Genomic DNA, 24,452 nt, shown 5'->3' with positions numbered 1-24,452 from the left:
GGCTACTCCTCCCGCGATGAGTGATCGTCATCTTTGCGGCGCTGTTTCTGTTGCCGCCCCAGTTCACGCACCGTCATCAAGCTGACACCGGCGACCAATCCCACGACCCCACCCAGTAACGCCGTGGCGGTGGTCGAGATCTTGCCGCCTTCGGCGTTATGGATCAGCGGTAGCTCGCCACGCGGTGTCGGATGTTCAACACTGGACAATTGCGCGATACCTTTGGTGAAACCGATGCCTTCTTCATTACAACCGTAGCAAGGATGCCCTATCCCGACCGGCCAGATACCCCCGCCGACATCACAGAACTCCAGTGTCGGGCAGTTGCCATAGGTCTCCGGCCCCTTACAGCCTAAATGATAAAGACACCAACCTTGTCGATGGCCTTCATCACCAAACTGACGGGCAAAACGGCCAGCATCAAAGTGTGGACGCCGTTCGCAGTTTTCGTGGATCAGGCGGCCATAAGCAAAGGTTGGGCGGTTTTTGGCATCCAATGCGGGTGGCCGCTGGAAGGTAATGATATGGGCCACTGTCGCCAGAAAGTTATGCGGATTAGGTGGGCAGCCGGGGATATTAATGACGGTTTTGCCCGGCAGCACCTCTTGCAAGCTAACCGCGCCGGTTGGGTTGCCGCCAGTGGCAGGTACGCCGCCCCAGGCAGAACAGGAGCCAATAGCAATAATAGCCGCTGCATGCTCTGCGGCTTCACGAATATGCTCGACAATAGGTTTACCGGCAACCATGCAGTAAATCCCACCGTCTTTCAGTGGGATAGAACCATCCACCACCAGTACATATTTCCCTTTGTACTTTTCAATTGCGTGGTGCTTGTTCTCTTCCGCCTGATCACCAAAGGCGGCAGAGAGAACTTCGTGATACTCCATTGAGATAACACTCAGCAGCAGGTTCTCAATGGTCGGGTGAGTTGAACGTAACAGTGACTCGGTACAACCGGTACACTCCTGCGCACCAATCCAGATGACTGGCGGACGTTGGGGTGAACTCACTGTACTAGCGATTTCAGCGGCAGCCTTGCTGCTGAGACCCATGGTGGCAGCTAATGCTGCACAAAGTTTCATAAAATCACGACGGTTAACGCCATGCTGGGAAAGCATGTTTTTTCCCCTATTTTTTATTATTCTACTTATACCCACTAAATTTCAAGATTCAGGAAAACAGCAAGCGCACCTGCGACGTGAAAGATGATGAGCATACCCTTAGATAAAACATGGTTTTGTGTTAATATTTTGTAACCTCCGAAATTTAATTAAGTTGATCTTTATCAATGGATAATTGATTGAGTTAATGCGAGGAAAATATCTGTGAACTAAAACCGTTTCAGCAAAATATTTCATTTGCCAGAAGTTAGAAAATCTGTCAAGTAGTAATGTGGGGGATACAGATGGAATTGAATATCATTAACCGAGCATGGCTAATTAACGATATGACTTTAATTACATATTACTTACTTTAGTTATTTAACCGGAAATGAAAGTTCTATCTGACTTAAAGATGAAATGAGCCTCTTAGCCCAATTAAGCAAACCTAATTGATAAAAAAAGCCTAATTTGGCATTGAAAACACTGAAGTATTGCCATTTAAAAACTCACCAAACCCGCGCCCCCCTTGCTGAAACGGGTTCTTTTTGCTCTTCTCAAAGTTCGATAAAAATCAGTGCAAAAAACCAGCATAAATTTTTTCCAATTACGTCAATTATTTACCAAAACTGATTATTTTAACATTTGGCTTAAGCTCCACTGATGCCAAAACGGGTTAACAATTCAATCTGCCATTATCATTTTATAAAAAATAAAACCAGAGCCACTTGAAAAGGCAAATCACATGGCATGATTAATTATTAATTTTGTCTGCGAGCCAAATATGAATTTTCAACTATCAGATTTTAAGTAATTTTATTAGCTATTGGATATTTCAACGTACAATTTTGCTATTTTTAATAGTGAATATTATTGTTACAAAATGGATCTGCTCGGGATAATAAAAGATAATATTGAGCATCGGCATCATTCACCAACAGTGTATTTGGTTAATATTTGAGCTTTTAACAGCATAATGCCCGTGTTAACTTGGCGATGTGCTGCCAACCAATGCCCCTTGTCAGGTGCAAACTGCGCCGCTAGAGCGTAGTTAATTGCATATTTTATATATGAATCAATTTACTGGTAAATGAGCCGTGCTATGATGAATTTACCGGTCAATATTCAACCGGTTATGCGCTAAAAGGGGTTCCTTTATGATCAAGCCATTCATTGTTGTTGCTATCGCCGTTGCCACACTCAGTGGCTGCGCCAATAATAATACCCTTTCGGGCGATACATTCAGCAGCTCTCAAGCGGGTGTTACCCAAACGGTAACTTACGGTACTCTGGTTTCTGTACGCCCAGTCACTATTCAGGGCGGTGATGGAAATAACATTGCCGGTGCAGTTGGCGGTGCGGTGGTAGGTGGCTTCTTGGGTAATACCATCGGTGGCGGTACAGGCCGTCGTCTTGGCACTGCCGCAGGGGCGGTTGCTGGCGGTGTTGTTGGCCAACAAGTTCAAAGTATGCTGAACCGCAGTAGCGGTGTTGAATTAGAAGTTCGTCGAGATAACGGCACCACATTCCTGGTTGTTCAAGCCCAAGGAGTGACACAATTCCATGCTGGTCAACGAGTTACCATTGCAACCCATGGCAATACTGTCACTATCACTCCACGCTAATTTCATCAGCCACCTATTCGTGATGCGGGTATGTGGCTGTTCCCAATAAAAAGCACCGCCCAGCCCGGGGGTATTCGAGGGTTGGCTGGACAGTGAAAATAGCAATGTAACTACTCGGCTTTATTCATTGCCGATTTCACTACATTCTCTCCGTGATTGCCAAAGAACTGATAGAGGGTGTCAGAGGCGGTTTTAGTTAACACCATGATCTCAATGCGGCGGTTTTTAGCGGCTAAAGGTTCGGTGGTGTTCAGCAACATCTGATCGGCCATCGCATTGATTTGCAATACTCGACCTTCGTCCAATCCACCATTTACCAGCGCTTTATGCGCCATCAATGCCCTTTCCCCCGACAGATTCCAATTGTTGTACCGCACTTGGTCGCGATAACGGGACGCATCGGTATGCCCGGTAATAATGATTTTATTGTCCATCTCATTAAAGGCCGGTGCCAGCTCACCCAGTAAACGGCTGAAAAACGGGGTCAGTACTGCGCTACTGCGTTGGAACATATCTCGCTGTTTATCATCCTGAATCAGAATACGCAGCCCTTGGGGAACCACTTCCATATGCAGATTGGATTGTGCGTCATAAGCAGACGTAATCTGCATAATAATGCGCGATAACTCTTCCATCTCCTGACGGGATTTATCCACCACCTCTTCCAATGACTGCTCCGGCTCTGGTGCCTCTACCGCGAGGTTACTTTTGGTCTCTTTGGCCTGTTCTTGACCATCGATACTGTCAGAGAACTTGCCGCCGCCACTTCTGCTTTTAGACGGAATCGAAATAAAGGATTGCTGGGCAAAAATAGTCTGGCCATTCAGTTGCGCGACAATCTCTTGTCGCTCCTCTTCCGAGACCACTCCGACAATCCACAGCACCATAAACAGCGCCATCATGGCGAGAGTAAAGTCGGCAAAAGCCACTTTCCATGCACCAGAATGCCCGCTTTCATATTTCTTTCTGGCAGAACGTTTGATTATGGTGGTTTGCCCACCCATGGCATGACTTCTCATTACGCGCCTGCCATCATCAGCTTGTTAATCCACGAATCCAGAGTGGCAAAGGTCGGTTTGCTGTCCAGCGGTAACATTTTACGCCCCGCGTCGACGGCCAGCAGTGAAGGTTTACCGGCCACATGATTGACCAACACCATCCGCACACATTCAAAGAACGCCAGTTTCTTTTTCATCGCCTGTTCCATGGCATTAGCCAGTGGGTCCATCAAGCAGTAGCAGATGAATACCCCTAGGAAAGTGCCGATCAAGGCGGCTGCCACTTTAATGCCGATCATTGCAATCGAGCCGTCAATGGATTGCATGGTGATGATAATGCCCAATACGGCGGCACAGATACCAAACCCAGGCATCGCTTCAGCGGTGCGATGAAAGGAGCGCGAGGGAACCAAAAGTTCCTCTTCTACCGCCGATAATTCCTGTTCGAGTATACCTTCCAGCTCATGTTGATTGATTTTGCCCATCGCCATTAGGCGGAAATTATCAGAGATAAAAGTCACCAGATGCTGGTCTTGTAAAATAAGAGGGTAGCGCTGGAATAGCGGGCTATTAGCCGGGGTTTCAATATGCTCATCCAAGCGTTTTAATCCGCCTTCATCCACCATTTCGAGTAATTCATATAAGAGCATCAGTAATTGCTGCTGAAATTCGGCGGTATATTCACTCTTGCGGGTGATGGCAAGAATCTGGTGCCACATTTCTTTTAATACATAACCGGGGTTTGCCAATATCATGGCTCCCACCCCTGATCCGAGGATAATAATTATCTCCCCGGGTTGCCAGAAGGAAGATAACATTCCGCCTGACATCATATAGCCACCAATCACACATACCATAATGACCAGCAGCCCAAATAATTTCTGCATAATACCCTCGACATTTTAAAAAAATGATTTAATTTTCTGTACTAACTTTTTATTAAGCTGACAAATTCGTGCTTCAGTGAGATCTAAAACTTCAGCAATCTCTTTCATACTCATTTCTTTTTGATAATAAAGATGCAAAATCATCTGCTCTCGCTCCTCTAATGAAGCGATAGCTTGATTAAGATTATCTTCAATAATAATACCCTCTTCCAACTGCCTGCTTTGTAAAGCATCAGTGGGCGTTTCCAGTGAAAGAATATCGTCCAGGCTTTCCATTGCACTGGCGCTCTCCAATAATAAATACTCTTGATATTCCTCTGCCGTCAGTTGCAGTTCGGCATTAATTTCCTCAAAGCTGGGTTCATGGCCCAATTGCCGTGCTACTTTACGAATAGCTTCATTGGTTTTATGCGTTTTCTGCCTTAGCCTACGTGGTCGCCAGTCATGTTCGCGCAGTTGATCCAGCACCGCACCCCGAATTCGATGAACAGCATAGGCAGCAAATTGCCCGTCAGGATGCCCATAGCGGCGTAGTGCCTCTAATAGCCCCATCAATGCAACTTGCTGCATATCCTCTCTGCCGATAACACTATCCGCCTGAAATGAAAGTTGTCTGACAACACGTTTTACCAAAGGTAAATACGCAGCCAGATATTGGCTTTCTTCCGCAGGCGTTAGCGCCAAATTATCATTAATGTCCATTATCGCCATATTGATTACTGGAACACCATACGGCTAATCACCACATCATCAAATGGCATTGGGACATTTAAACTTTCAAAATCCTTTTTATATTCACTCATCAGTTGGCGACGCAAATCGATAATAGATGTATTACGTACAGCTTGATAATCCATGTTAGAGAGTAAATTAACAGTGGCCGATTGAATAACCGGCACCATAGCAATCACTTTTTTAACATCATTATTATCACCGGTGGCAATACCCAGCTCGAGTTGTAGATAACGCTCGGATTTATTATCTTTCAGCGTAATAATCATGTTCTTTATTTCAACAAACTGAACAGCCTTATTTCCACGAATAAAAGATTTACTGATGGTCACTGGCTTACTCTTAAACTTAGCCAAAATATCCTTATGATAATTTACCGCTGCGGCGGTCAGGATAATTAACAATAGAAGTCCCCACACTTTCATTGAAAGTGTTTTTTTATTGCTGTTCATTTGTCGTCCCTTATACAGTAATTAAGAGTGTACCGTCGTCGATGCCCATATCCACTTGAGTCTCAATATGACGTGCGGCCAAAATATCGTCATGTGGTTTTTGATGCTGCTGTTGGCGCTGTTGTTGCTGGCTATTCGCCGATATTTGCACCTCAACAGCAGCACTATTTTGCCCGGTTAATGCCTGTCGTAACTCGGCACTACTCTGTTGTAATGCCCGATAAACATCCCCCTGACTCGCATTGATATGAACTTGTAGTTTTCCTCCTTCCATATGTACTGAAATATCAATTTTGCCCATATCCGGGGGATCAAGCCGAATAGTGGCATGCTGCACTTTGTTTTCGACCTGTAATTGCAGGCGCTCGCCTAGCACGGTTCGTAATTGCTGCGACCACTCTGGCTGGCTTTTCGCCAGAGTTAATTGGCTTTCCATGCGTGGCGCGGTCGCCTCATGAGGATGATTAGCACCATTTCCATTGGCGGGAGCTTGTGCCGCTGACTGTATTACCGGGCTTAATCCCTCCGGTACCATCCGGCCAGATAATGCATTTTCACCCACGCTGGCCGCTGGCGATGTGATATCCAGCCTTGGCCCAGTTGATTTCAGCAAACTCACTAATGCTGACGACTTCTTCTGCGGCCCCGGCGGCATCAGTTCTGTCGTCGAGTTGCCTGTATCCTGCGGCAGACTGCGTGGTAAAGCCGTCATAGACAGTAAACTTGGCGCTGGCGCATTCTGTGCATGACTATGTAGTAACACATTCAGCAACTGCTGGTTCTGTTCATCCATTGCTGGCGTTGTCGCGCTATTCTTCCCGGCATCATCAACTTGTGCCATCAAGTCCATCACCACCGAGGGCCTTAGTGAGATAGGCTGATGTGGCTCTCTCGCCTGCAAAAGAGCTGCATCGAAAGCCGCCAGATTATTGATTCCCGCATCCTCTGCATTACCCGTGACCGGGGGATTTTCTAACCCCGACTCAGATGCCAGTTGGCTGGTCGCCTGAGCAAAGCCTGTTAATGTAATCACCGCTGCTCCTCTTCCGTGGCCATATTTTGGTAGGCTGTGATGGCCATCTCCGCGTAGGCGGTAATCCCGGGTTGAGCTTGCCGTAATTGTGCCATGCTGCTGTTTAAATGTGCCTGATACAATAAAGACTGCTGATAAGCCCATTGATAGTGAGTTTTTAATTGCTGCATGGCCTGCTCAATCGCTTGCGGCACCGAATGTTGTTGCTGCAAAAAAGTCACCAGTTGATCAATACGTTGATTTATCAGTGGCATAGCATCCCAGTGATTCTGCTGTGCTACATCAAGCAACTCGCACTGCAACTGCTCAATTAATGCTAAACCATTCATTCAGTATCCTTTATTGCTTCCCAGCCACTGCGCAGTGTGGCCAGGATTTGTTCTACTTCAGCCACAAAATCAACTGATAACTGATTGCTGGCATCGTAGAGCCGGTAAACGCAGAAGTCATAAATCTTGCCAAGATTGACGACCAGTTCACCACCACGCTCAAAGTCCAGTGAACTGGTCAGTGCATTCAGAATATCAATGCATTTATTGATGCTTTGCGCCTTATGCTCATAGCGTTTCGCCACAATATGACTTTTGGCCCGCACCAACTCATCCTGTAGACCATCAAACAGCATCAACACTAATTGATGTGGTGTTGCCGCTGCCGCCTGCATGGCAATATCAGCCCCTTGATAAGAACCAGGTTCCTGATTGGTATACATAATCTATTCCTGCCCGATCATCAGTTAAAACCCCAGGCTCGCATGTTTAATGCCATTTGCGCCGAAGCCTCTTTTATCTTGCTAAACTGCAACAGATAGCGCTCAAATGTTTGGCTATGTTGCTCTTTCAACATATCAAGCTGCTTATGGATACTGGCTGTTTTACGCTCAAGCGACTCATTACGCCCTTTCAGTAATCCGGTGTTTTTATTGATATAAGGTTCGAGGCTAGTATCCAGTTTTTTCAATAATCCACTGTCACCGTTTAGCAAAGCCACTAATGCTTTAGGATCGTCTTTTATTGCCTGCTCAAATTTTTTGCTGTCGATTTCTAACCCACCATCACGGTTGGTTTTAATGCCGAAATCAAGAATGCTTTTGCCATCGATAGGCTGGCGAACCAAGCTATTAAGGATGCTATTTAACGCACTAATACCATGGTTTGAATTGCTGCTATAGCGGGTGGTGGCATCCTTATCTTTGCTGTCGTCGACCTTATCTCGGGTAGGCATCACCAGCTTTTTAATGCGATTAAATGCATCAACAAACTTCTTAACTTGTTCTTTGGTGGCAGAACTATCCATCTCAACGTCGATATGCAGCGGCGCATCGCCAGTTTTTTGCACTTTCGTCAGATTGATGGTGACCCCGTCAATCACTGAGTCCAACGTATTGCTCGAGTGCAGAATCTGAATCCCGCTATTCTCATTCCCCAGCCAAACCTCAGCATCGGCCGCAGCTGATAACTCTTTTTTACTTACCCCAGCAAAAGCAGTAGGCAATGAGCCAGGTAGCGTAATTTTGTTATCCTTGCCGCTGTTGCTGCTGGTTAATGTCAGCACCACTTTGCCGCCACTACGGATCAGCGCAGCCGTGAGCAATTCTTTTTTGTCACTGTCCTGATTATCTTTGTGCTTATTAATCGCCTCAGCCAGATCGGCAACCGTGTTCAAAGAGCCAGTTTCAATGCTGATGGTTTTGCCACCGATCTCCAGCTCAAAAGGGCCAGTGGCATTAGCCACAGTGCTATCGTCAAGATCTTGCAGTGCTAATTGATGAGTACTCGCCAACTGTTTAACAAACAGGTTATAGCTGCCTTTCGCCGCTTTATGGTTAGCGGTAACCGTAGCAATCTCTTCATCACTGGAGGTGGTTTTCAGCTTTAGCACCCCCTCATCTCTTTTATTGATGCCATTCAGCGCGGTACGAAAATCATTTAAGCCACTTTGTATTTTGCTTAATGCATCTTGTTCTTTCTTAAATTGAGCCTGCTGGCCTTTTAATCGATTAACCCGTACCTCGAACAGACTATTGGCTGCACCTTGCGCCATTTGGCTGGGATCAAAATCAAGCATGCTATTACTCCCGGTATGATTTGCGTTATTCAGCATCGTTTATTGTTAGCAATCCTCGTGCCAACTTTAATTCATTGATATTTAATGAGTTAAATTTCACAGAGGAAATGATTTTTCCATTCAGCGGAAGAGCGCAGCAAACTACAGAGGAAAAAATACCGCCCGAAAGCGGTATCGTGTTTTAAGCCGCAGCCCTTTTTGCCAAGATGGAGCTTAGCCCAGCAGGTTGCCAATCATGTTCACCATGCCGTTAGACTGTTTCAGCATCATTGAGCTGGTCTGCATCAGCATTTGGTTACGCGAAGAGTTGGTCATTTCCACCGCAAAATCAGTGTCCATGATGCTGCTCATCGCCAGTTCGGTGTTGTCTTTCATGTTTGACAGGTTAGCGGCGCTGGAATCCAGACGGTTGATATTGGCACCCAGTGTGGAGCGCATTTCACCGTAGGTGGCCACGGCTTTTTCCAGCTCGGTTACCGCTTTCATTGCTTTTTTAGCATCGCCAATCGTTAGGGTGGCCACACCAGCATCATAATCATCGCGGACAAATAACTCGTCCAGATTGTCAGTGGCTGTTTTCGTATCGACAATTGCGGCGTCCCATTTTGTTTTAGCTGAATCAACATCCGTTGGTGAGCCCGTACCACCGTTGAGTTTTACCACCTCATCGTCATATTTCTGCTTTGCGGCATCTTCATCAGTGGTTTTAGCGTCTAAAGCTTTTTGTGCAACATCCAAATCCTTTTCAATAGTGCCAACTGTAGCAGTATCATCGGCCTTCACTTCTTTGGTCACGCCCTTAATCAAACCGTCAATTTGCGTCGCTACATCCAGCTCCAGACCTTCACCTTTCTGCGCGCCAGTCTGGAAGTTCAGCTTGCCAGTCAATTTACCGCCGGTGGCAAACAGTTTTTCACCGCTGTAGCTGGTGTTATCCAGAATGCTTTTCAGCTCCTGACCCAACTGAGTGAACTCTTTCTGCAAGGCAGCACGGTCGCCTTTAGCATTGGTGTCATTAGCTGACTGGGTCGCCAAATCTTTCATACGGTTCAGGATATTATCTGACTCAACAAAGGCCCCTTCCGCCGTTTTCAGCATCGATTTAGTGTCTGAAATATTGCGCATCGCCACATTCATGCCGCGCACCTGGCTGTTCAGGCGGGAAGCAATCTGCATACCGGCTGCATCATCAGAGGCCGAGTTAATACGTTTGCCGCTGGTCATACGCATTGCAGAAACGCTTTGCAATGCATTAGCGCGGTTCAGTGAGTTGATGGCTGACATGCTGGCTGGATTAGTAAAAATGGACATTGCCATGGGATAATTCTCCTCAGTTCGGGGCTAACCATTAGCGCCCGTGGTACTAAGTTAAAGCGGCACAATAACGGCAAAAATTAAGTTAATGTCAAAAATAGACGGGCTAAAAAAAGTTAAAAAAATACCGCCCCGAAGAGCGGTATCTTGAATAATAACCGGCGCTAAACTTAGCCCAGCAGGTTACCAATCATGTTGACCATGCCGTTAGACTGCTTCAGCATCATGGAGCTGGTCTGCATCAGCATTTGATTACGCGAAGAGTTAGTCATTTCCACTGCAAAATCAGTGTCCATGATGCTGCTCATCGCCAGTTCGGTGTTGTCTTTCATGTTCGACAGGTTAGCGGCGCTGGAATCCAGACGGTTAATGTTGGCACCCAGTGTGGAGCGCATTTCACCGTAGGTTCCCACCGCTTTTTCCAGTTCCTGCACCGCACGCATGGCAGATTGAGCACCAACCACTTTCAGGTTAATCACCCCTGATTTAAAGGTCGAGACATCCGCATAAAGAGTATCTAACTCATCAGCAGCAGCTTTATTGGCAGTCAGCGCTGCTTCCCAGTCGGTTTTTGCGCTTGCAACAGCTGGAGCCTTATCATAGGCCGCTTTCTTGGCAAGCACATCTTTCTCAGCGTTTTCAACTTTAGTGATTGCGTTCTTTTCGGCAGCAGCATGAGTCGCATCAGTATCTTGAGCGACTTCTTTCACCAGGTCACCAATTTGCTGCGCCACATCCAGTTCCAGACCTTCACCTTTCTGTGCGCCAGTCTGGAAGTTCAGCTTGCCGGTCAACTTACCGCCGGTGGCAAACAGTTTTTCGCCGCTGTAGCTGGTGTTGTCCAGAATGCTTTTCAGCTCCTGACCCAACTGAGTGAACTCTTTCTGCAAAGCAGCACGGTCGCCTTTAGCATTGGTGTCATTGGCAGCCTGGGTCGCCAAATCTTTCATACGGTTCAGGATATTATCTGACTCAACAAATGCCCCTTCCGCCGTTTTCAGCATCGATTTAGTATCTGAAATGTTGCGCATCGCCACATTCATACCACGTACCTGGCTGTTCAGGCGGGAAGCAATCTGCATACCGGCTGCGTCATCAGAAGCCGAGTTAATACGTTTGCCGCTGGTCATACGCATTGCAGAAACGCTTTGCAATGCATTAGCGCGGTTCAGTGAGTTGATGGCTGACATGCTGGCTGGATTAGTAAAAATGGACATTGCCATGAGATAATTCTCCTCAGTTCGGGGCTAACCATTAGCTCCCGTGGTACTGAGTTAAGGCGACCCATAAAGAGATAAAATTAAATAGACGATCAAAATTATTAACCAGCCAGTTTTACCGGATATAGCAGTGTATTTATTTAAAGCGGCATAAATACCCATACTCTATGAGTAAAATTAATATTCTATTTTTTTGATTAACTATTCGTTTTAAAAAAAACAGTAACACACACCCTCTGTTTCTTGCTATGAGAGCAATAAGATAATTGCCATCTCAACTGTAATTAAAAGTTCATATAAATCATAACAGTAAAAATACCTCAATGAATGAGTTGATTGTTTTATGTTGTTTGAATAATAATGTTGATGATGTAAAGGTTTAGCTAAAAAACAATTTATTACAGGGAAATGAATAATTTATCCTGTTCGGCAATGGACTAACCTGAAAACTTTTACATCTGGCATTAATTCTTAGTTTCTTTTTACCGTTTAAAGCAACATGGTGGCATCGTATATTTTCTTGGATATTCGCCAGCTTAACGCCTGGATAGCAATGGTGCTATCGTAACTTACCGCTACCTGTACATGAAGATGATAAGAAAAACATATGTCGTTAACGACTACACAATCGACCTGATTTCTGGATTTATTACCCACAGAAAGACAGGTGAAACTAAGCGCCTTGGTGAGTATCAATTAAAATTGATCACCGTGTTGCTGGAACATGCCGGTGAAATATTATCCCGTGATGAGATAACGAATTTAGTTTGGCACCGCCGTGTTATTGGCAATAACAGTTTACCGAATGCTATCCATACTCTGCGTGTCGCTCTGGGTGACGAGAATAAACAGCAGCGCATTATCCAAACTATTCCTAAATTGGGTTATTTATTAGACCCGGAATTTTGCGAGATTATTGAGGAAGACAGTGAGGAACAAGCAGAAGAACAAAATATTTCGCCTCAGGAAGAGCCCCCGGCTAACAACCTAAATGCTCCCCTGCTTGATGAGAGTCAACATCTGCATTCGCTATCTCTTGCAGATGAGCCACTAGCCACAGAAACCACTGAAGCTGTTGCACAACATATTAATCATAATGAAGAAGAACAGCCGCCCTCCAGTTCAGTGTTAGAGCCGCCAGCAACTCAAATAACTGCGCCGCCAAAGCGCCACAGTTTCAATTATTGGGTCATTCTTTTGCTGGTATTATTGGTTATCGTAATAGGTGCCGCGGGTAGCTATATCCTCCATCAGAGGTCAGGTTCCAGCCACTATCAAGCGGTTGAACAAGACTTGGGGATGTACAGCAACATCCGCATATTCCAGTTAGTTGATTCGCAGTTATCGCTACAGGATAAAGAAAAACTGAACCAGCGTTTAAAAGACACTTTCTACATGATAAATAAACAAATTAAGTTAAAAAACACACATATTACTGTTTATTACTTTGTGTCATTAAGGCGACTGGATTTTAATTTTTCGGTAGAGAGTCAATGTGAAAATAAACAACTTGGCATGACAATTTACCATTGGCGTCAAAGTGAACAATTACTCAATAATTTGATTTATCGAGAGATGGAGAGAAAAGTTAATGAAATGGCTCAATGTTAAAAGCGGAATAATGCTGGTAGTGCTGGCGCTATTTCTTTCATTAGCGGCAGCCAAAGTCTCTTCTGAAACTAGTGCACAGCAACCCTTTCAAGCCCAATTACAGATGGGTTTCTATGATTTGTTGTCGCAACAAAAAGAGATTTATGATGCCCGTATTACGACAACCCAAGGCGGAGTCATCAGTACAATTACTAATCCTAATGATAATCGCTTTATTTTTAAGGGAAAATTTACCGTACAGAATGCCGCCAATGGTCAATTAAGCTTTAATTACAGTCCAATATTTTTTAATAACCCAACCTCCGGTCGCATGATTGATGGTTTTTTAGATTATTTAGTCCATAACACTGTGTATATGACACCAATGGTCATTGATGGGCAGCCATTATTATTTGGCCAAAGCGGTATCGTGTTGGGAGAGAGAACCAAGGGGAAATAATGATTCCCCCTCGGTTTCAGACGATGATCACGCAAGGTGCGTGATAGCAAGTTAGTTTCCCAGCAAGTTTCTTACTGTCAAACTGTGTATATTTCCCTGTCCATTCAATGCCTGCAATAACAGGTTATAATGCTCTTTTCCTTGGGCCAACTTACTGGCGAGTGATTCAGCCATTAACTGCACTGTATTTGATGACGATAAACTGCACATACTTTCAATGCTGCTACGTACCTTTTGCTTATGCTCATTAAGTTCCCGCATTTGTCCGGTTATCTGCGTTAATGCCTGTTGCATATTACCCAGGTACTTTTTAGCCTCTATGGGCTGCTCAATAATATGGCGAACATCATCAACCAGCGCGGCTTCCGCCGTCAGCACTAAAGGTTGACTATTCTCGGAACCGAAACGATAGCCCTCACCCCGAACATGGAGTTGATTAATTTCCTGCCAGTGTTGCTCATCAATACTGAATCGAACCTGCCCATGCTGAGTCAGCTCGCCATGAATACCTAAACGCCCTAACCCTTTATTCAGTACCAATAGATTCTGACGGATATTTCCCTCCGCCGGAAATCTGAGAGCAACTATTTTAGTTTCAGCACCTTGTGAAGAAAAAAGTAGCGTTTCCTCTTGGGAGGATTGCAATACACGATTGGCATCCTGCCAACTGAAATTAACTTTTGCAGCTTGCTCCAGTGCAATATTTAATTGCCGGTCAACCGTATTGGCTGAAACTGATGCACGACATTGTAGCCAGTTGACGGTTTTTTCTGCCAATTGCTGCACTTCAGTGCTGACTTTCCCTTGCTGTACTACATTGTGTAATTGAGCAATTTGCCGTTCAGCTTCATGCAAATACCGACCTGCTTGCTGTAAGGAGGTCAGTTGTTGATTAAGCTGCACGTTATAACGTAATGGCTGGCTAGATATAAATGGCGAATCTGGAAAATTCGATATTACTTTATTCTGCTTATGACCATTAACAGGCTGGTGCTGATGAACGGCCAGCGGATGACTGGATGTTTTGTTCCCGCGAAGCCCGTGAGTGGTGTTAAGTCCTACCTGCATGACATTTATTCAGCTTATAGTAAGTTAAAAAGGGAAAGATTATTGACCTGATTGTACATTTTGAATGTACTGATCAAGGCATTTTGGTGAGCCTGCATTTCCAGAATCATAGCCTGGGTTTGAATTTCATCTAATCCCACCAGATTGCGTGCAATATCGTTATTGGCCTCTTCATTTCTTTCATGTGTATCTGACAGTAAGTTAATCCGATTTTGGCGGCTACCCAGCTCTGTTTCTGTAGCGGCCATGTAGTTGGTCGCATCATCAATTAACTCGAGCATATCCTGTAGCTCGCTGATATAACTGGCCTTATCCGGATTGGTCTTCATTTCATTACATAATTCTTTTAGCTTACTTAGCGTACCCATATTGCCCGACGATTGCAGACCAAAAGCTTCCTGTAGGTGCGTGTTTTCACGTACATTTATACCATTAGCGGTGATCGTCTCACGGTAGTCGCTATTGCCATCGTAGTGATACTCTTTGTTGCTGGCATCATAGCGAATGGGCAATGTACCTGTTGCCGTACCCGAAAATATATAACGCCCCTCGCCACTTTTAGTATTTAAGAATGTCACGATAGATTCCAAGCGCGCTTCTATCGAATTACCATAGCTGGCCATATCTAAACTACCGCGGCTATCATTCACTGCTGCCAGTAATTCATCTTTAATATCACCCAGTTCATTTTTGAGTGCGGTAACATTCTTTTCTTGCTTGGTTAAACTATTATTCAGCCGTGAGATATTTTGCTTATATTGGTTAATTGCTGATTGTTCTTGCTCTAATTGCCCCATCCAAGTACTGGCAATAGGATCATCAGACGGTACAATAACCCGAAGTTGGCTACTAATCTGTTTCATTAGCTTCTCTCTTTCTGAGTTACTATTACTTACCGACTGATGCATGGTTGCCGTCATCATTGAAGTACTGATTCTCATGGCTATGTCCTTATTCTTTAGTTAGTGTCAAAACAGCGCTAATAAATCACGGAATAATTGGTCGCCAGTGGAAACCACTTTAATATTTGATTGATAAGCACGCTGATACTCCATTAAATTCATGGCCTCCTCGTCTTTCTCAACGCCGCTGACACTTTCTCTCTCACGGGTTGCTTGAATTAATACATCGCTTGCCGCTTTTAGCTCAGTTTTGTTTCGACCACTTTCCACGCCAATATCACTGAATAACCCAACACAAGCATCACTCAGGCTAGAGAGATGACCACCACTAAAGGTAATCTGTTTATCTTTGATCGCGATAAGTGTATGTAAATTGGCATTATCACCTGGCCCTTTACCCTTTGCAGCCAGTGCTAATTGTTTCAAACTAATAGGATTCACTGTCAGCATGCTGCTGGGATTAGTAGCGTCAAATGTAAACAGCGCAGCTCCGGCATTACCGTCTAAATCCGAACCCTTGGCTAATTGGTCGTTAAATTCTTTTGCCAGTTGCTCCGCAATATTACTGATAGTGTCCTGAACACTGCTCAATATACCGGTTTCATAATCATATAAGGCCCCTAGCTGACCCCCACAGGACATTTCCATAGGTGATTGACTCCCTGAGAAGGTCAAATTAAGCGCCGGCCCACCAACGTTAGGATTAGTTGCAATTGATGCAGCAGTAAAGCCATTGACTAACGGCTGACCGTTTTTCAAAGAAATATTAAAACTTCCGTCCTTCTCTTGCGTTGAGCGAATCTCTACCAACGCACTCAATTCTTTTATCTGCTGATCACGGCTATCTAATAGTGCATTGGTATTTACACCACTGGCATTTAACTGCACTATTTTCTGGTTATAATCGGCAATCGAACGAGTCAGTATATTGATTTGATCTACACAGGCCATCCGTTGATTGGCAATAGCTTGTTTCTGATCGGCAATAATACTGTTGGTATTATTAATACGTAATGCGAGAGCATCCGCTGTATTAATAATATTTTGTCGCTGCGGCAGTGAGTCAGGGATCAATGTTGCACCATTCAAAGCAGCATAGAATTCATTTAATCCTTTAGATAGGCTGGTACTTTCTGTCGATACCGCTGACTCCAGCTTATCCAAATAACGCTGCTTACCATTGAAATAGGCATCCTGGCTATTAGCCCGCCACTCTTGTTTCACTAGATAATGATCTGACAGGCGCTTAATACCATCAACATGAACGCCATTACCTGCACTTGGCCCGACACCATGAGCACCTAGCGCACTTTGTTCCGCTCGTTGACGTGAATAACCTGGGGTCTTCATATTAGCTACATTCATTGCTGTAGCACCAAGATGGGCCTGCGCAGCTTGTGCACCGCTAAACGCGGTTTTAATAAAATCCATGGTATTCCCTGTGGTAAGTTTTTTCAGTTATGACTGACTTGGTGGTTAAAAACGGCTATTTATCCTTTGTCCTTAAATAGCCGACACGGGGAATTCTATTTATTGCCCAGTTGCTGAATCAGTAAATGCGCAATACCACTGCTACGCTGCGAAGCCAGAGTCGAGGCCAGTTTGTCGTCGTAAAAATCACGCATCATACGTTGTTGCTTGCTATTAAAAGGGTCGTCATCAGCAGCTAATGCTTCAGCTGCCTTACGCATTTGGGCCAGTAACGTGCGCATAAACAGCGCCTCAAATTGCACCGCGGCTTGTTCCAGATTCTCTGGCCGTAAATCACCAGCAAAGCTCCCCGGCATAACCGGGGCTGATGTGCCAATTGCTTCAATCATTTCTATTCCTTAGATCACAACCAGTTCAGCATCCAATGCCCCAGCTTCATGCAAAGCTTGCAGTATCGCCATAATGTCATCGGGAGAAGCGCCTAAACTATTGATGGTATTTACGATACTGCGTAATTGCGTCCCACTGGGCACCAGCACCATTTGATTACGGCCTTTCGTCACTTCAATATCACTGTCGGGCGTAGTGACGGTTTTTCCTGAACTTAATGCATTGGGCTGGCTGACATTTTTCTTCTCACGAATACTGACCGTCAGATTGCCGTGAGAAACCGCCGCCGAGTGCACCATGACACCTTCACCAATCACCACCGTGCCAGTGCGCGCATTGAATACCACCCGAGGCGGCTGCTTACCCGCATTGATTTGTACATCTTCCAGCAGTGACATAAAAGACACGCGCGCGCCGGGATCTTGCGGGGCATTGACCATCACATTAGTGGCACTTTGCGCCACCGCAGTATTGGCACCAAACGCACGGTTCAGTGCTAAGGCCACATTGTTGGCCGATTTAAAGCTAGGCCGTTTCAGATTCAGCACCACCTGACTGTTGCTTTGAAAGTCGCTCGGTATCTCGCGCTCAATGCTGCCACCATTAGGGATGCGCCCAACTGTGGGGGTATTAATCGTGACGCTGGAGCCACTGTCCCCCTCGGCTTTAATGCCGCCAACAATCACATTGCCTTGCGCCAAGGCATATACCTCACCATCGGCACCACGCAGTTGGGTCAATAACAGCGTGCCGCCACGCAAGCTTTTCGCATCACCAATAGAAGAAACCGTAATATCAATGGACTGCCCACGGGCATAACCCGGTGGCAGAGTGGCGCTGATGGCGACCGCCGCGACATTCTTCACTTTAGGATCGATTTTCTCCGGTAACTGCACACCAAACTGGCGCAACATATTCGCCATGGATTGACCGGTAAATTTGACCTGATTCTTATCGCCGGAACCATCAAGGCCCACCACCAGGCTGTAACCCACCAGTTGGTTGCCTCGTACCCCCTGAATATCCACTAGGGAACCCAAGGGTTGAGCCAGCGCGGCCGGTAGAGCAAACCACAACCCCACCAGCACAAAATAACGTCGTAACATGTCGGCTCCTGCCTAGATAGGGAACAGTGGGTGGTTAAAGAAGCGCGTCAACCAACCGGCTGAGTTGGCATCACTAAGTGCCCCACGGCCTGCATAGGAAATACGTGCATTGGCAATACGTTGAGAGGAAACCGAGTTATCCCGCTCAACATCATCAGCCCGAACTAAGCCGGTAACCCGCATATATTCATCCCCTTGATTGAGGGTCAGCCACTTCTCGCCACGGATAACCAATACGCCATTGGGGAGCACCTGATGCACCGCGACGGTAATTGAGCCCCGCAGCATGTTTTGCTGTGCCGAGGTGGCACTGCCGTCGAAGTCCCGCTTACCCGAGATTGAACCGCCGAACTTTTTCAGCTTTCTCCCCAACACTTCAGGGATGCCCAGACTCATGTCGTTCTTTTTGCCAAAGTTAGTTTTAGCCTGCTTGCTCGACTGAGTGGATTCGTCCAATTTGACGGTCAGAATGTCACCAATCCGATAAGCGCGCCGGTCCTGCAACAATGACCAGTTATAGGCCGGCTGAAACAACCCGCCCCCTTCCTTGGTCGTGGCCGCTTGCACCAGATTAGCCGGAGGGGCAAATGCGGCATCATCTTTATGCACCAGCAGCGCCGGGGTTTCACAACCACTCAGCGACAGCACAATGCCTGTTAATATTAAAAACCTTTTCATTCATCATTCACTTTTCAACAGATGGGCTGCCAGGCCCTAAGTCATTGAGGTTGCAGATAGGCAGCCAGCGATTGAGTTCGCTTAACTCCCCCTCTGCAACGTCAAGTTCTAAAAGGGATTACAGCTTCTGAGTCACAAACTTCAGCATGTCATCGGCAGCAGAAACCATTTTGGCATTCATCTCATAAGCCCGCTGCACCGTAATCATGTCGACCATTTCTTCCACCACCTGCACATTGGAACCTTCCAGTGAACCATGCTCCAACTGGCCAAATGCCTCTTCACCAGGCACCCCTTCCACTGCGGTGCCACTGGCGATAGTTTCTTTGTACATGTTGCCGCCCACTGCCTCTAAACCGGCGGGATTAACAAAGTTAACCAGGGTTATTTGCCCTAATTCTGCGGGTTCGGCATCGTCACCAACCCGAGCGGTAACCGTGCCGTCTTTGCCTATCGCCAAGTCCTGAGCACCCGGTGGCAGCTCAATTTGTGGAATAATGGCCATGCCCTGCGCATTGGTCAGCACCCCATCAGCATTGATCGATAAATTGCCCGCGCGGGTATAAGCCAAGCCGCCATCTGTCGTTTCAATTTGGAAGAAACCTTGGCCGGTAATGGCGACATCAAATTCACCTTTAGTGACCTTAATATTGCCGACGGTAAATTGTTTTTGTGTCCCGACGACTTTGACGCCGCTACCAAACTGAATACCATTTGGCGTGGTATTGTTTTGATCCAGTGGCGTGCCGGGAGCGCGTTGGTTTTGATAGAACAGATCTTCAAATACCACCCGATCACGTTTAAAGCCGTCGGTATTGACGTTAGCCAGATTGTTCGAAATGGCATTCATCTTGGCATCTTGTGCCGCCAAACCGGTTTTACTGACCCATAAGGCTGGATTCATACGTACTGCTCCCTAATGTTGATATCCATTAAATAAAAATGTATTAAGGCGGCGATTAGCTGCCACGAATCATCCGGTTACCCGTTTGCGCCAGATCTTCAGCCACTTTCATCATTTTGATTTGTGCTTCAAATTGGCGGCTGAGGGAGATACTGGCGGTCATTTCATTGATAGCGGAAATATTGCTACTTTCCAGATGCTTACTGACTAGCTGGATATTGTCATCGCGCGGGGCTGCGCCACGGCGGCTCACCAATAAACCACGGTTATTTTTGCTCAGTTGATTGGTTGGAATATCCACCAGTTTGATGCGATCAATGTCCGTGGGCGTTTTGATGCCGCCCTCTTGTGGAATAATGGTAATAGTGCCGTCATCAGCAACCGAGATCGTGGAATAAGGCGGCAACATAATTGGCCCGCCTTCCCCTAATACCGCTAACCCATTGATAGTTAAATCACCGTCTGGGCCGACGCTCATTTGTCCATTGCGGGTATAAGTCTCACGGCCGCCACTGAGCACGGCAATCAGCCCACGGTCTTTCAGCGCAATATCCAGATCCCGGCCTGTTTCCTGCAAATGACCGGCGGTCATATCAACCCCAGCACTCTGGCTGAGTACCGCCACGCGGCTGCTGTAGCCGCCGCCAGGAACCTGAGTTGCCGTGGCGCGCTCCAAATCAGCCCGAAATCCCTGTGTGTTGACGTTAGCCAGATTGTTGGCATGAATCTTTTGTTGCGTCAGGCTGCGGTTAGCCCCGCTGACGGCGGTATAGAGAAGCTTATCCATTACAACACCTGGAACAGCGCATTCATCATGCTGTCATTGGTGCTGATGATTTTGGTATTTGCCTGATAATTACGTTGCGCCGTCATCAGGTTAACTAACTCGGCGGTTAAGTCGACGTTAGAAGATTCCAGTGCGCCAACTTCAATATCACCTAACAAACCAGAACCGGGAGCCCCCATTAATGCCGCCCCCGACTTGTTGGTTGCCGTCCAGGTGGTACCATTTTGGGCGGCTAAACCATTAGGATTGGCAAAGTTGGCTAATACAAACTTGCCCTGCAGCATCCGCTCGCCATTGCTAAAGGTGGCATAGACCGAACCATCATTTTCAATGCGCTCACCGTTTTTAGTGCCAGAGGTGTAGCCATCACCTTTATTGGTGGTAGGAAGAAACTCAGATTGGAATTGTGTCGTACCGCTGTAATCGATATTAATATTGAAACCTGCAGCACCGGCTGGGGTGTAGGAGCCAGTAATGGCTTTGGTGCTTGCACTCGTCATCACGCCTGAGGTATCAAACTTAAGTTGATGTGTACCTGTCTGCACGGCACCGTCAACAGCATAATGCACATCCCACTCACCAGGATTGTTAGTCTTAACAAAATATTGTGTCAGCATATGCTGACGGCCCAATGAGTCATAAGCCGTCGATGTGGACATATGGTTATAAGAGGTTTTATCAGTAGGACTGAAGGTGGAATTGGTCGGACGAGCATCACCAGCAGGTAAGTTGGTCATAAAGTCCAGTTTGCTGGTGGCTTTTGCCGGTATACCGGTCGTACTTATCTTCAAATCAGTGATGATGTTAGTCTGCAAATTACCGGCAGCATCAACACCATAACCTTGTAATTTCATGCCACTAGCATTGACTAAGAAACCATTTTTATCACTGCTGAACATACCCGCGCGGGTATAAGCCTCATCACCGCTGCTGTTTTTCACCACAAAAAAACCGCTGCCGGAAATAGCCAAATCCATTGCATTGCCGGTTTTCTCGATAGAGCCATCTTTACTGATATTTTGTGACGTGCCGCTAACACCCACGCCCAGTGGTTGCGATTGAGCATACATAGAGGAGAATTCAGTCCGGCTAGACTTAAAACCCTTGGTTCCCGAGTTAGCAATATTGTTACTGACAGAACTCAACTGCTCATTCACTGCACTCAGGCCGGTATTGGCAATGCTAAAACTCATAAAATATTTCTCTTATAAAGTAATGGGTTATTTTTAGGATTTATCGGTATGGCGCTAAAAACCAAACTGTTTGATTTTGCTGTAAGAAACATCACCAAGACCGGTAATATTCAATTGCGCAGCACCGCCCTGTGGCGGGATACGTACCGAGTTAACAGTCCCCGAGAGTTCCAGCGGAATGAATTCTTCCCCACTGCTGCTCACCACGCTGAGCTGGTATTTACCCGGTTTAAGATGGTGCTTCGCGGGATCGATAGTGAAATCCACATTGCCAGCGGATTGTTCGCCCAAATCGATTCGGTGCTCCTGCCCTGACTCATCAGTTAAATAAATCGCTACCGATGATGCTGCATGCTGTAAGGTCAGACGCCCACTTTGGTTCTGTTTATCCAACTCAACAGTGTTGCTCTCGACCATGACTTTCTGCCCAACCAGATTGGCTGTAGCCATGGCTTGCATCTTTTCCATCTGTACCGTGCTGCGATTGAGCATCTTGGCCATGTTCTCGGTAGATTGAACCTGCGAGAGCTGGGCCATCTGGCTGACAAATTCAGTGCCATCAGTCGGATTCAGTGGATCTTGATTCTGAATCTGCGCCACCAATAACGTCATAAACTGGTTATTAAGCTGATCGCCAGTGGCCAACTCCCCTCCCGCAGGGGAAAGCGCGTTATTCGTCTTCGTTGATAAATTTCTAGTTTCATTAATATTCATGATTAGCGCTCTCCAAGCCTTAACACGCTCTGCTGCATGCTTTTCACACTGTTAAGGACTTCAACATTGGTCTCGAAACTGCGTGAAGCCGACATCATGTCTGCCATCTCCGAGACCACATTCACCGCGGGATAAAACACATAGCCCTGCGGGTTAGCCAGCGGGTGATTGGGTTCATAACGCTGCACCGCACCGCCGGTTTCCACCACATCCCGCACCTGTACCTGCGCCCCGCTGAGGCCCCTAGGATTAGCGGCATTGCGTGGGGGATACACGGCTGAAAATATGGGGCTACGCGCCTTGTAAACATCGGCCGCAGAAGCAGCGGGTGACTCAGCATTAGCCAAATTACTGGCGATGGTGTTGAGCCTGATGGTTTGGGCTGTCATCGCAGAGCCTGATACCCGATAAATATTGTTAAACGACATCTTTATTTCCCTTCAATCGCTTGCTTCAAACCCGTTAGTTTCATATTGAGAAATGACAGACTGGTTTGATAATCGAGGGCATTTTTTGAAAACTCTGCCTGCTCGACATTCAATGCCACGGTATTGCCATCTTGTGAGGGTTGATAAGGCAACCGGTATTTCATTTGAGGTAATGTCATTTGAGCGGATGTCATTCCAACCCCACCTCGTTTTGCCCGTTGCATTTCAGCGCCGAAATCAATATCTTTAGCCTGGAAATTTGGCGTATTCACATTCGCCAGGTTGGCTGATAGCAGTTCTGCTCTGGTAAGTCGAAGCTGCATCGCCATCGGGTGAACCCCGAGTGCTTTCTGAAAATCAATACCCACAAAATACGTCCTGATTTGATGTTTAAACGCTGTTATTGCACGAATTCACATCCAATAATGCAAACAACGTGCCAGGTTTATAACATCATGAATATCAATACTTTTTATCTATTAGAACCTCGTAATGGGAAGCTATTTTTCCCCTTGGTTATGACTTTTTTTATCCGTCGTCGCTATCGGCTGCTCTCCCTCTTTATTTGCCTTATCTCACTGTCGATGAGCACCGCCCACAGCACTGAAACTCACGCCCGAAAACAGGTTTATGCGCGGGCATTGCAAGCCGCCAGCGCGGATATCGGCCAAACTGCCAAAAATAAAAACTGGCAAGGCTATACCGCTAAAATGAATATTTTTGTTCCCGCCGAAGTCAGCCGCTATAAAGCCTGCAAAAGTGAAATTCGCGTGGCCTCGCCGCAAAATGGGCATCATGATTTATCGCGTTTGCGCTATGACATCAGTTGTAGTGATGGACAAGGTTGGGAAGTGGCAGTGACGGTAAAACCAGATATTTATCTGCCCGTTTGGGTAGCAAAAAACACCCTTGAGCGCGGTAAGGTGGTAACCCCTGACGATATTGAATTGAAGAAGAAAAATATTGCGACCACCCAGGGCGGCTACCTAACTAACCCGGATGAAATAGTCGGATTCACCGTTAAGCGGCGTATTCGTGGCCTACAAACGGTAACGGCGACACAGTTAGAACAACCGGTTTTAGTCACCCGTGGTCAGCATGTATTGATGATTGCGCAGCAGGACGGCATTGAAGCCCGCATGTTAGGTGAAGCCCTAAAGAATGGCCGTAAAGGTGAGCTTATCAAAGTGAAAAACCTCAGCAGCAAACGCACTATCAGTGCCATTGTCGATGATATTGGCAAAGTGAGAATGCTGGGCATTACGACCAGTTAAGTTTTGACCATTCTGTGACGCTATATCTCAGTAGCATCGATATTTATTAGGTTGTGGGTATATGCCCACAACGAAAACAACGGCGACTCTGCGTACCGT

At 46.3% G+C, this 24,452-nt stretch carries 27 protein-coding genes; 4 read left to right on the top strand and 23 right to left on the bottom strand.

All coding sequences use genetic code 11. The features are described from left to right. Nucleotides 1–2: 2 nt before the first annotated feature. Nucleotides 3–1,118, bottom strand: a complete 1,116-nt coding sequence (hybO, locus tag FTA96_RS17845; RefSeq protein WP_050123536.1) for a hydrogenase 2 small subunit — start codon at nt 1,116–1,118, stop codon at nt 3–5. A 1,139-nt stretch (nt 1,119–2,257) separates the two neighbouring features. Here hybO and FTA96_RS17840 point away from each other — a divergent pair. Beyond that, on the top strand, nt 2,258–2,725 hold the full coding sequence (locus FTA96_RS17840; protein WP_050108509.1) for an outer membrane lipoprotein: 468 nt from the start codon (nt 2,258–2,260) through the stop codon (nt 2,723–2,725). A gap of 110 nt (nt 2,726–2,835) precedes the next feature. On the opposite strand, the gene lafU is transcribed toward FTA96_RS17840, so the two are convergent. The 10 genes from lafU to FTA96_RS17790 all read right to left on the bottom strand — a co-directional run bounded on the left by lafU (nt 2,836) and on the right by FTA96_RS17790 (nt 11,431). Beyond that, nucleotides 2,836–3,744 carry a putative lateral flagellar export/assembly protein LafU gene (gene lafU / locus FTA96_RS17835; RefSeq protein WP_050145358.1) on the bottom strand — a complete coding sequence of 303 codons (909 nt, stop codon included), beginning with the start codon at nt 3,742–3,744 and terminating at the stop codon, nt 2,836–2,838. Further along, nucleotides 3,744–4,610: a flagellar motor stator protein MotA gene (gene motA / locus FTA96_RS17830; protein ID WP_050123533.1), complete on the bottom strand. Its 867-nt coding sequence runs from the start codon at nt 4,608–4,610 to the stop codon at nt 3,744–3,746. Before motA ends, lafU begins: the two co-directional genes overlap by 1 nt. A gap of 15 nt (nt 4,611–4,625) precedes the next feature. Beyond that, the gene (locus tag FTA96_RS17825) at nt 4,626–5,312 is read right to left on the bottom strand and encodes a FliA/WhiG family RNA polymerase sigma factor (RefSeq protein ID WP_080990537.1); all 687 of its coding nucleotides are present in this window, start codon (nt 5,310–5,312) and stop codon (nt 4,626–4,628) included. Between the two features lie 14 nt (nt 5,313–5,326). After that, nucleotides 5,327–5,794 carry a flagellar basal body-associated FliL family protein gene (locus tag FTA96_RS17820; protein ID WP_050123529.1) on the bottom strand — a complete coding sequence of 156 codons (468 nt, stop codon included), beginning with the start codon at nt 5,792–5,794 and terminating at the stop codon, nt 5,327–5,329. A 10-nt stretch (nt 5,795–5,804) separates the two neighbouring features. Then, nucleotides 5,805–6,827: a flagellar hook-length control protein FliK gene (locus FTA96_RS17815; protein WP_050145361.1), complete on the bottom strand. Its 1,023-nt coding sequence runs from the start codon at nt 6,825–6,827 to the stop codon at nt 5,805–5,807. Next, entirely contained in the window at nt 6,824–7,156 is a 333-nt protein-coding gene (locus tag FTA96_RS23570) for a hypothetical protein (protein ID WP_145574466.1), read from the bottom strand. Before FTA96_RS23570 ends, FTA96_RS17815 begins: the two co-directional genes overlap by 4 nt. Beyond that, nucleotides 7,153–7,539: a flagellar export chaperone FliS gene (gene fliS / locus FTA96_RS17805; protein ID WP_050123522.1), complete on the bottom strand. Its 387-nt coding sequence runs from the start codon at nt 7,537–7,539 to the stop codon at nt 7,153–7,155. The genes FTA96_RS23570 and fliS overlap by 4 nt, the downstream gene beginning before the upstream one ends. Before the next feature lie 20 nt (nt 7,540–7,559). After that, nucleotides 7,560–8,894, bottom strand: a complete 1,335-nt coding sequence (fliD, locus tag FTA96_RS17800; protein WP_186372892.1) for a flagellar filament capping protein FliD — start codon at nt 8,892–8,894, stop codon at nt 7,560–7,562. A 213-nt stretch (nt 8,895–9,107) separates the two neighbouring features. Next, nucleotides 9,108–10,211: a flagellin N-terminal helical domain-containing protein gene (locus tag FTA96_RS17795; RefSeq protein ID WP_145574462.1), complete on the bottom strand. Its 1,104-nt coding sequence runs from the start codon at nt 10,209–10,211 to the stop codon at nt 9,108–9,110. Between the two features lie 167 nt (nt 10,212–10,378). Further along, entirely contained in the window at nt 10,379–11,431 is a 1,053-nt protein-coding gene (locus FTA96_RS17790; RefSeq protein ID WP_145574460.1) for a flagellin N-terminal helical domain-containing protein, read from the bottom strand. 588 nt (nt 11,432–12,019) lie between these two features. On the opposite strand from FTA96_RS17790, the gene FTA96_RS17785 reads away from it, so the two are divergent. Beyond that, entirely contained in the window at nt 12,020–13,039 is a 1,020-nt protein-coding gene (locus tag FTA96_RS17785) for a winged helix-turn-helix domain-containing protein (RefSeq protein ID WP_186372891.1), read from the top strand. Continuing rightward, entirely contained in the window at nt 13,020–13,478 is a 459-nt protein-coding gene (locus tag FTA96_RS23320) for a hypothetical protein (RefSeq protein WP_050145366.1), read from the top strand. The genes FTA96_RS17785 and FTA96_RS23320 overlap by 20 nt, the downstream gene beginning before the upstream one ends. 51 nt (nt 13,479–13,529) lie before the next feature. Here the strand turns inward: FTA96_RS23320 and FTA96_RS17780 are convergent, their stop codons facing one another. From FTA96_RS17780 to flgB, 12 genes are all read right to left on the bottom strand, one after another. After that, the gene (locus FTA96_RS17780) at nt 13,530–14,546 is read right to left on the bottom strand and encodes a hypothetical protein (protein ID WP_050150822.1); all 1,017 of its coding nucleotides are present in this window, start codon (nt 14,544–14,546) and stop codon (nt 13,530–13,532) included. Between the two features lie 14 nt (nt 14,547–14,560). Continuing rightward, the gene (locus FTA96_RS17775) at nt 14,561–15,487 is read right to left on the bottom strand and encodes a flagellin N-terminal helical domain-containing protein (protein ID WP_072077437.1); all 927 of its coding nucleotides are present in this window, start codon (nt 15,485–15,487) and stop codon (nt 14,561–14,563) included. A gap of 27 nt (nt 15,488–15,514) precedes the next feature. Next, nucleotides 15,515–16,879 carry a flagellar hook-associated protein FlgK gene (gene flgK, locus FTA96_RS17770; RefSeq protein WP_050123500.1) on the bottom strand — a complete coding sequence of 455 codons (1,365 nt, stop codon included), beginning with the start codon at nt 16,877–16,879 and terminating at the stop codon, nt 15,515–15,517. Nucleotides 16,880–16,974: 95 nt separating this feature from the next. Next, complete coding sequence (locus tag FTA96_RS17765; RefSeq protein ID WP_050123497.1) at nt 16,975–17,268, bottom strand: rod-binding protein; 294 nt, start codon at nt 17,266–17,268, stop codon at nt 16,975–16,977. Between the two features lie 9 nt (nt 17,269–17,277). Further along, complete coding sequence (locus FTA96_RS17760; RefSeq protein ID WP_050123494.1) at nt 17,278–18,375, bottom strand: flagellar basal body P-ring protein FlgI; 1,098 nt, start codon at nt 18,373–18,375, stop codon at nt 17,278–17,280. A gap of 12 nt (nt 18,376–18,387) precedes the next feature. After that, a complete protein-coding gene (gene flgH, locus FTA96_RS17755) occupies nt 18,388–19,053 on the bottom strand; it encodes a flagellar basal body L-ring protein FlgH (protein WP_145538241.1) in 666 nt (221 codons plus the stop codon). A gap of 118 nt (nt 19,054–19,171) precedes the next feature. Further along, nucleotides 19,172–19,957, bottom strand: coding sequence for a flagellar basal-body rod protein FlgG (flgG, locus tag FTA96_RS17750; protein WP_050123491.1), 786 nt, complete (start codon nt 19,955–19,957; stop codon nt 19,172–19,174). Nucleotides 19,958–20,012: 55 nt separating this feature from the next. Next, nucleotides 20,013–20,744, bottom strand: coding sequence for a flagellar basal-body rod protein FlgF (flgF, locus tag FTA96_RS17745; protein ID WP_145507114.1), 732 nt, complete (start codon nt 20,742–20,744; stop codon nt 20,013–20,015). Further along, complete coding sequence (gene flgE / locus FTA96_RS17740) at nt 20,744–21,937, bottom strand: flagellar hook protein FlgE (RefSeq protein WP_050150813.1); 1,194 nt, start codon at nt 21,935–21,937, stop codon at nt 20,744–20,746. Before flgE ends, flgF begins: the two co-directional genes overlap by 1 nt. Before the next feature lie 54 nt (nt 21,938–21,991). Continuing rightward, nucleotides 21,992–22,651 carry a flagellar hook assembly protein FlgD gene (flgD, locus tag FTA96_RS17735; protein ID WP_145574458.1) on the bottom strand — a complete coding sequence of 220 codons (660 nt, stop codon included), beginning with the start codon at nt 22,649–22,651 and terminating at the stop codon, nt 21,992–21,994. 2 nt (nt 22,652–22,653) lie between these two features. After that, nucleotides 22,654–23,079 carry a flagellar basal body rod protein FlgC gene (gene flgC, locus FTA96_RS17730; RefSeq protein ID WP_050318066.1) on the bottom strand — a complete coding sequence of 142 codons (426 nt, stop codon included), beginning with the start codon at nt 23,077–23,079 and terminating at the stop codon, nt 22,654–22,656. Between the two features lie 2 nt (nt 23,080–23,081). Then, nucleotides 23,082–23,447, bottom strand: coding sequence for a flagellar basal body rod protein FlgB (gene flgB, locus FTA96_RS17725; RefSeq protein ID WP_050123479.1), 366 nt, complete (start codon nt 23,445–23,447; stop codon nt 23,082–23,084). A gap of 57 nt (nt 23,448–23,504) precedes the next feature. Here flgB and flgA point away from each other — a divergent pair, with 57 nt between their 5' ends. Next, nucleotides 23,505–24,353 carry a flagellar basal body P-ring formation chaperone FlgA gene (gene flgA, locus FTA96_RS17720; RefSeq protein ID WP_145574456.1) on the top strand — a complete coding sequence of 283 codons (849 nt, stop codon included), beginning with the start codon at nt 23,505–23,507 and terminating at the stop codon, nt 24,351–24,353. Nucleotides 24,354–24,452 lie beyond the last annotated feature (99 nt).

Source organism: Yersinia alsatica (genome assembly GCF_902170305.1).
Classification (GTDB): Bacteria; Pseudomonadota; Gammaproteobacteria; order Enterobacterales; family Enterobacteriaceae; genus Yersinia; species Yersinia alsatica.
Note: the sequence above shows the minus strand (reverse complement) of the source record. Positions and strands in the feature narration are given on the sequence as shown.

What these genes read in the sequence shown, in the direction of transcription:
- hybO (WP_050123536.1), bottom strand. Translation starts at nt 1,118, where the DNA reads ATGCTTTCCCAGCATGGCGTTAACCGTCGTGATTTTATGAAACTTTGT.
- FTA96_RS17840 (WP_050108509.1), top strand. Translation starts at nt 2,258, where the DNA reads ATGATCAAGCCATTCATTGTTGTTGCTATCGCCGTTGCCACACTCAGT.
- lafU (WP_050145358.1), bottom strand. Translation starts at nt 3,744, where the DNA reads ATGAGAAGTCATGCCATGGGTGGGCAAACCACCATAATCAAACGTTCT.
- motA (WP_050123533.1), bottom strand. Translation starts at nt 4,610, where the DNA reads ATGCAGAAATTATTTGGGCTGCTGGTCATTATGGTATGTGTGATTGGT.
- FTA96_RS17825 (WP_080990537.1), bottom strand. Translation starts at nt 5,312, where the DNA reads ATGGACATTAATGATAATTTGGCGCTAACGCCTGCGGAAGAAAGCCAA.
- FTA96_RS17820 (WP_050123529.1), bottom strand. Translation starts at nt 5,794, where the DNA reads ATGAACAGCAATAAAAAAACACTTTCAATGAAAGTGTGGGGACTTCTA.
- FTA96_RS23570 (WP_145574466.1), bottom strand. Translation starts at nt 7,156, where the DNA reads ATGAATGGTTTAGCATTAATTGAGCAGTTGCAGTGCGAGTTGCTTGAT.
- fliS (WP_050123522.1), bottom strand. Translation starts at nt 7,539, where the DNA reads ATGTATACCAATCAGGAACCTGGTTCTTATCAAGGGGCTGATATTGCC.
- fliD (WP_186372892.1), bottom strand. Translation starts at nt 8,894, where the DNA reads ATGCTTGATTTTGATCCCAGCCAAATGGCGCAAGGTGCAGCCAATAGT.
- FTA96_RS17795 (WP_145574462.1), bottom strand. Translation starts at nt 10,211, where the DNA reads ATGGCAATGTCCATTTTTACTAATCCAGCCAGCATGTCAGCCATCAAC.
- FTA96_RS17790 (WP_145574460.1), bottom strand. Translation starts at nt 11,431, where the DNA reads ATGGCAATGTCCATTTTTACTAATCCAGCCAGCATGTCAGCCATCAAC.
- FTA96_RS17785 (WP_186372891.1), top strand. Translation starts at nt 12,020, where the DNA reads ATGATAAGAAAAACATATGTCGTTAACGACTACACAATCGACCTGATT.
- FTA96_RS23320 (WP_050145366.1), top strand. Translation starts at nt 13,020, where the DNA reads ATGAAATGGCTCAATGTTAAAAGCGGAATAATGCTGGTAGTGCTGGCG.
- FTA96_RS17780 (WP_050150822.1), bottom strand. Translation starts at nt 14,546, where the DNA reads ATGCAGGTAGGACTTAACACCACTCACGGGCTTCGCGGGAACAAAACA.
- FTA96_RS17775 (WP_072077437.1), bottom strand. Translation starts at nt 15,487, where the DNA reads ATGAGAATCAGTACTTCAATGATGACGGCAACCATGCATCAGTCGGTA.
- flgK (WP_050123500.1), bottom strand. Translation starts at nt 16,879, where the DNA reads ATGGATTTTATTAAAACCGCGTTTAGCGGTGCACAAGCTGCGCAGGCC.
- FTA96_RS17765 (WP_050123497.1), bottom strand. Translation starts at nt 17,268, where the DNA reads ATGATTGAAGCAATTGGCACATCAGCCCCGGTTATGCCGGGGAGCTTT.
- FTA96_RS17760 (WP_050123494.1), bottom strand. Translation starts at nt 18,375, where the DNA reads ATGTTACGACGTTATTTTGTGCTGGTGGGGTTGTGGTTTGCTCTACCG.
- flgH (WP_145538241.1), bottom strand. Translation starts at nt 19,053, where the DNA reads ATGAAAAGGTTTTTAATATTAACAGGCATTGTGCTGTCGCTGAGTGGT.
- flgG (WP_050123491.1), bottom strand. Translation starts at nt 19,957, where the DNA reads ATGAATCCAGCCTTATGGGTCAGTAAAACCGGTTTGGCGGCACAAGAT.
- flgF (WP_145507114.1), bottom strand. Translation starts at nt 20,744, where the DNA reads ATGGATAAGCTTCTCTATACCGCCGTCAGCGGGGCTAACCGCAGCCTG.
- flgE (WP_050150813.1), bottom strand. Translation starts at nt 21,937, where the DNA reads ATGAGTTTTAGCATTGCCAATACCGGCCTGAGTGCAGTGAATGAGCAG.
- flgD (WP_145574458.1), bottom strand. Translation starts at nt 22,651, where the DNA reads ATGAATATTAATGAAACTAGAAATTTATCAACGAAGACGAATAACGCG.
- flgC (WP_050318066.1), bottom strand. Translation starts at nt 23,079, where the DNA reads ATGTCGTTTAACAATATTTATCGGGTATCAGGCTCTGCGATGACAGCC.
- flgA (WP_145574456.1), top strand. Translation starts at nt 23,505, where the DNA reads ATGCAAACAACGTGCCAGGTTTATAACATCATGAATATCAATACTTTT.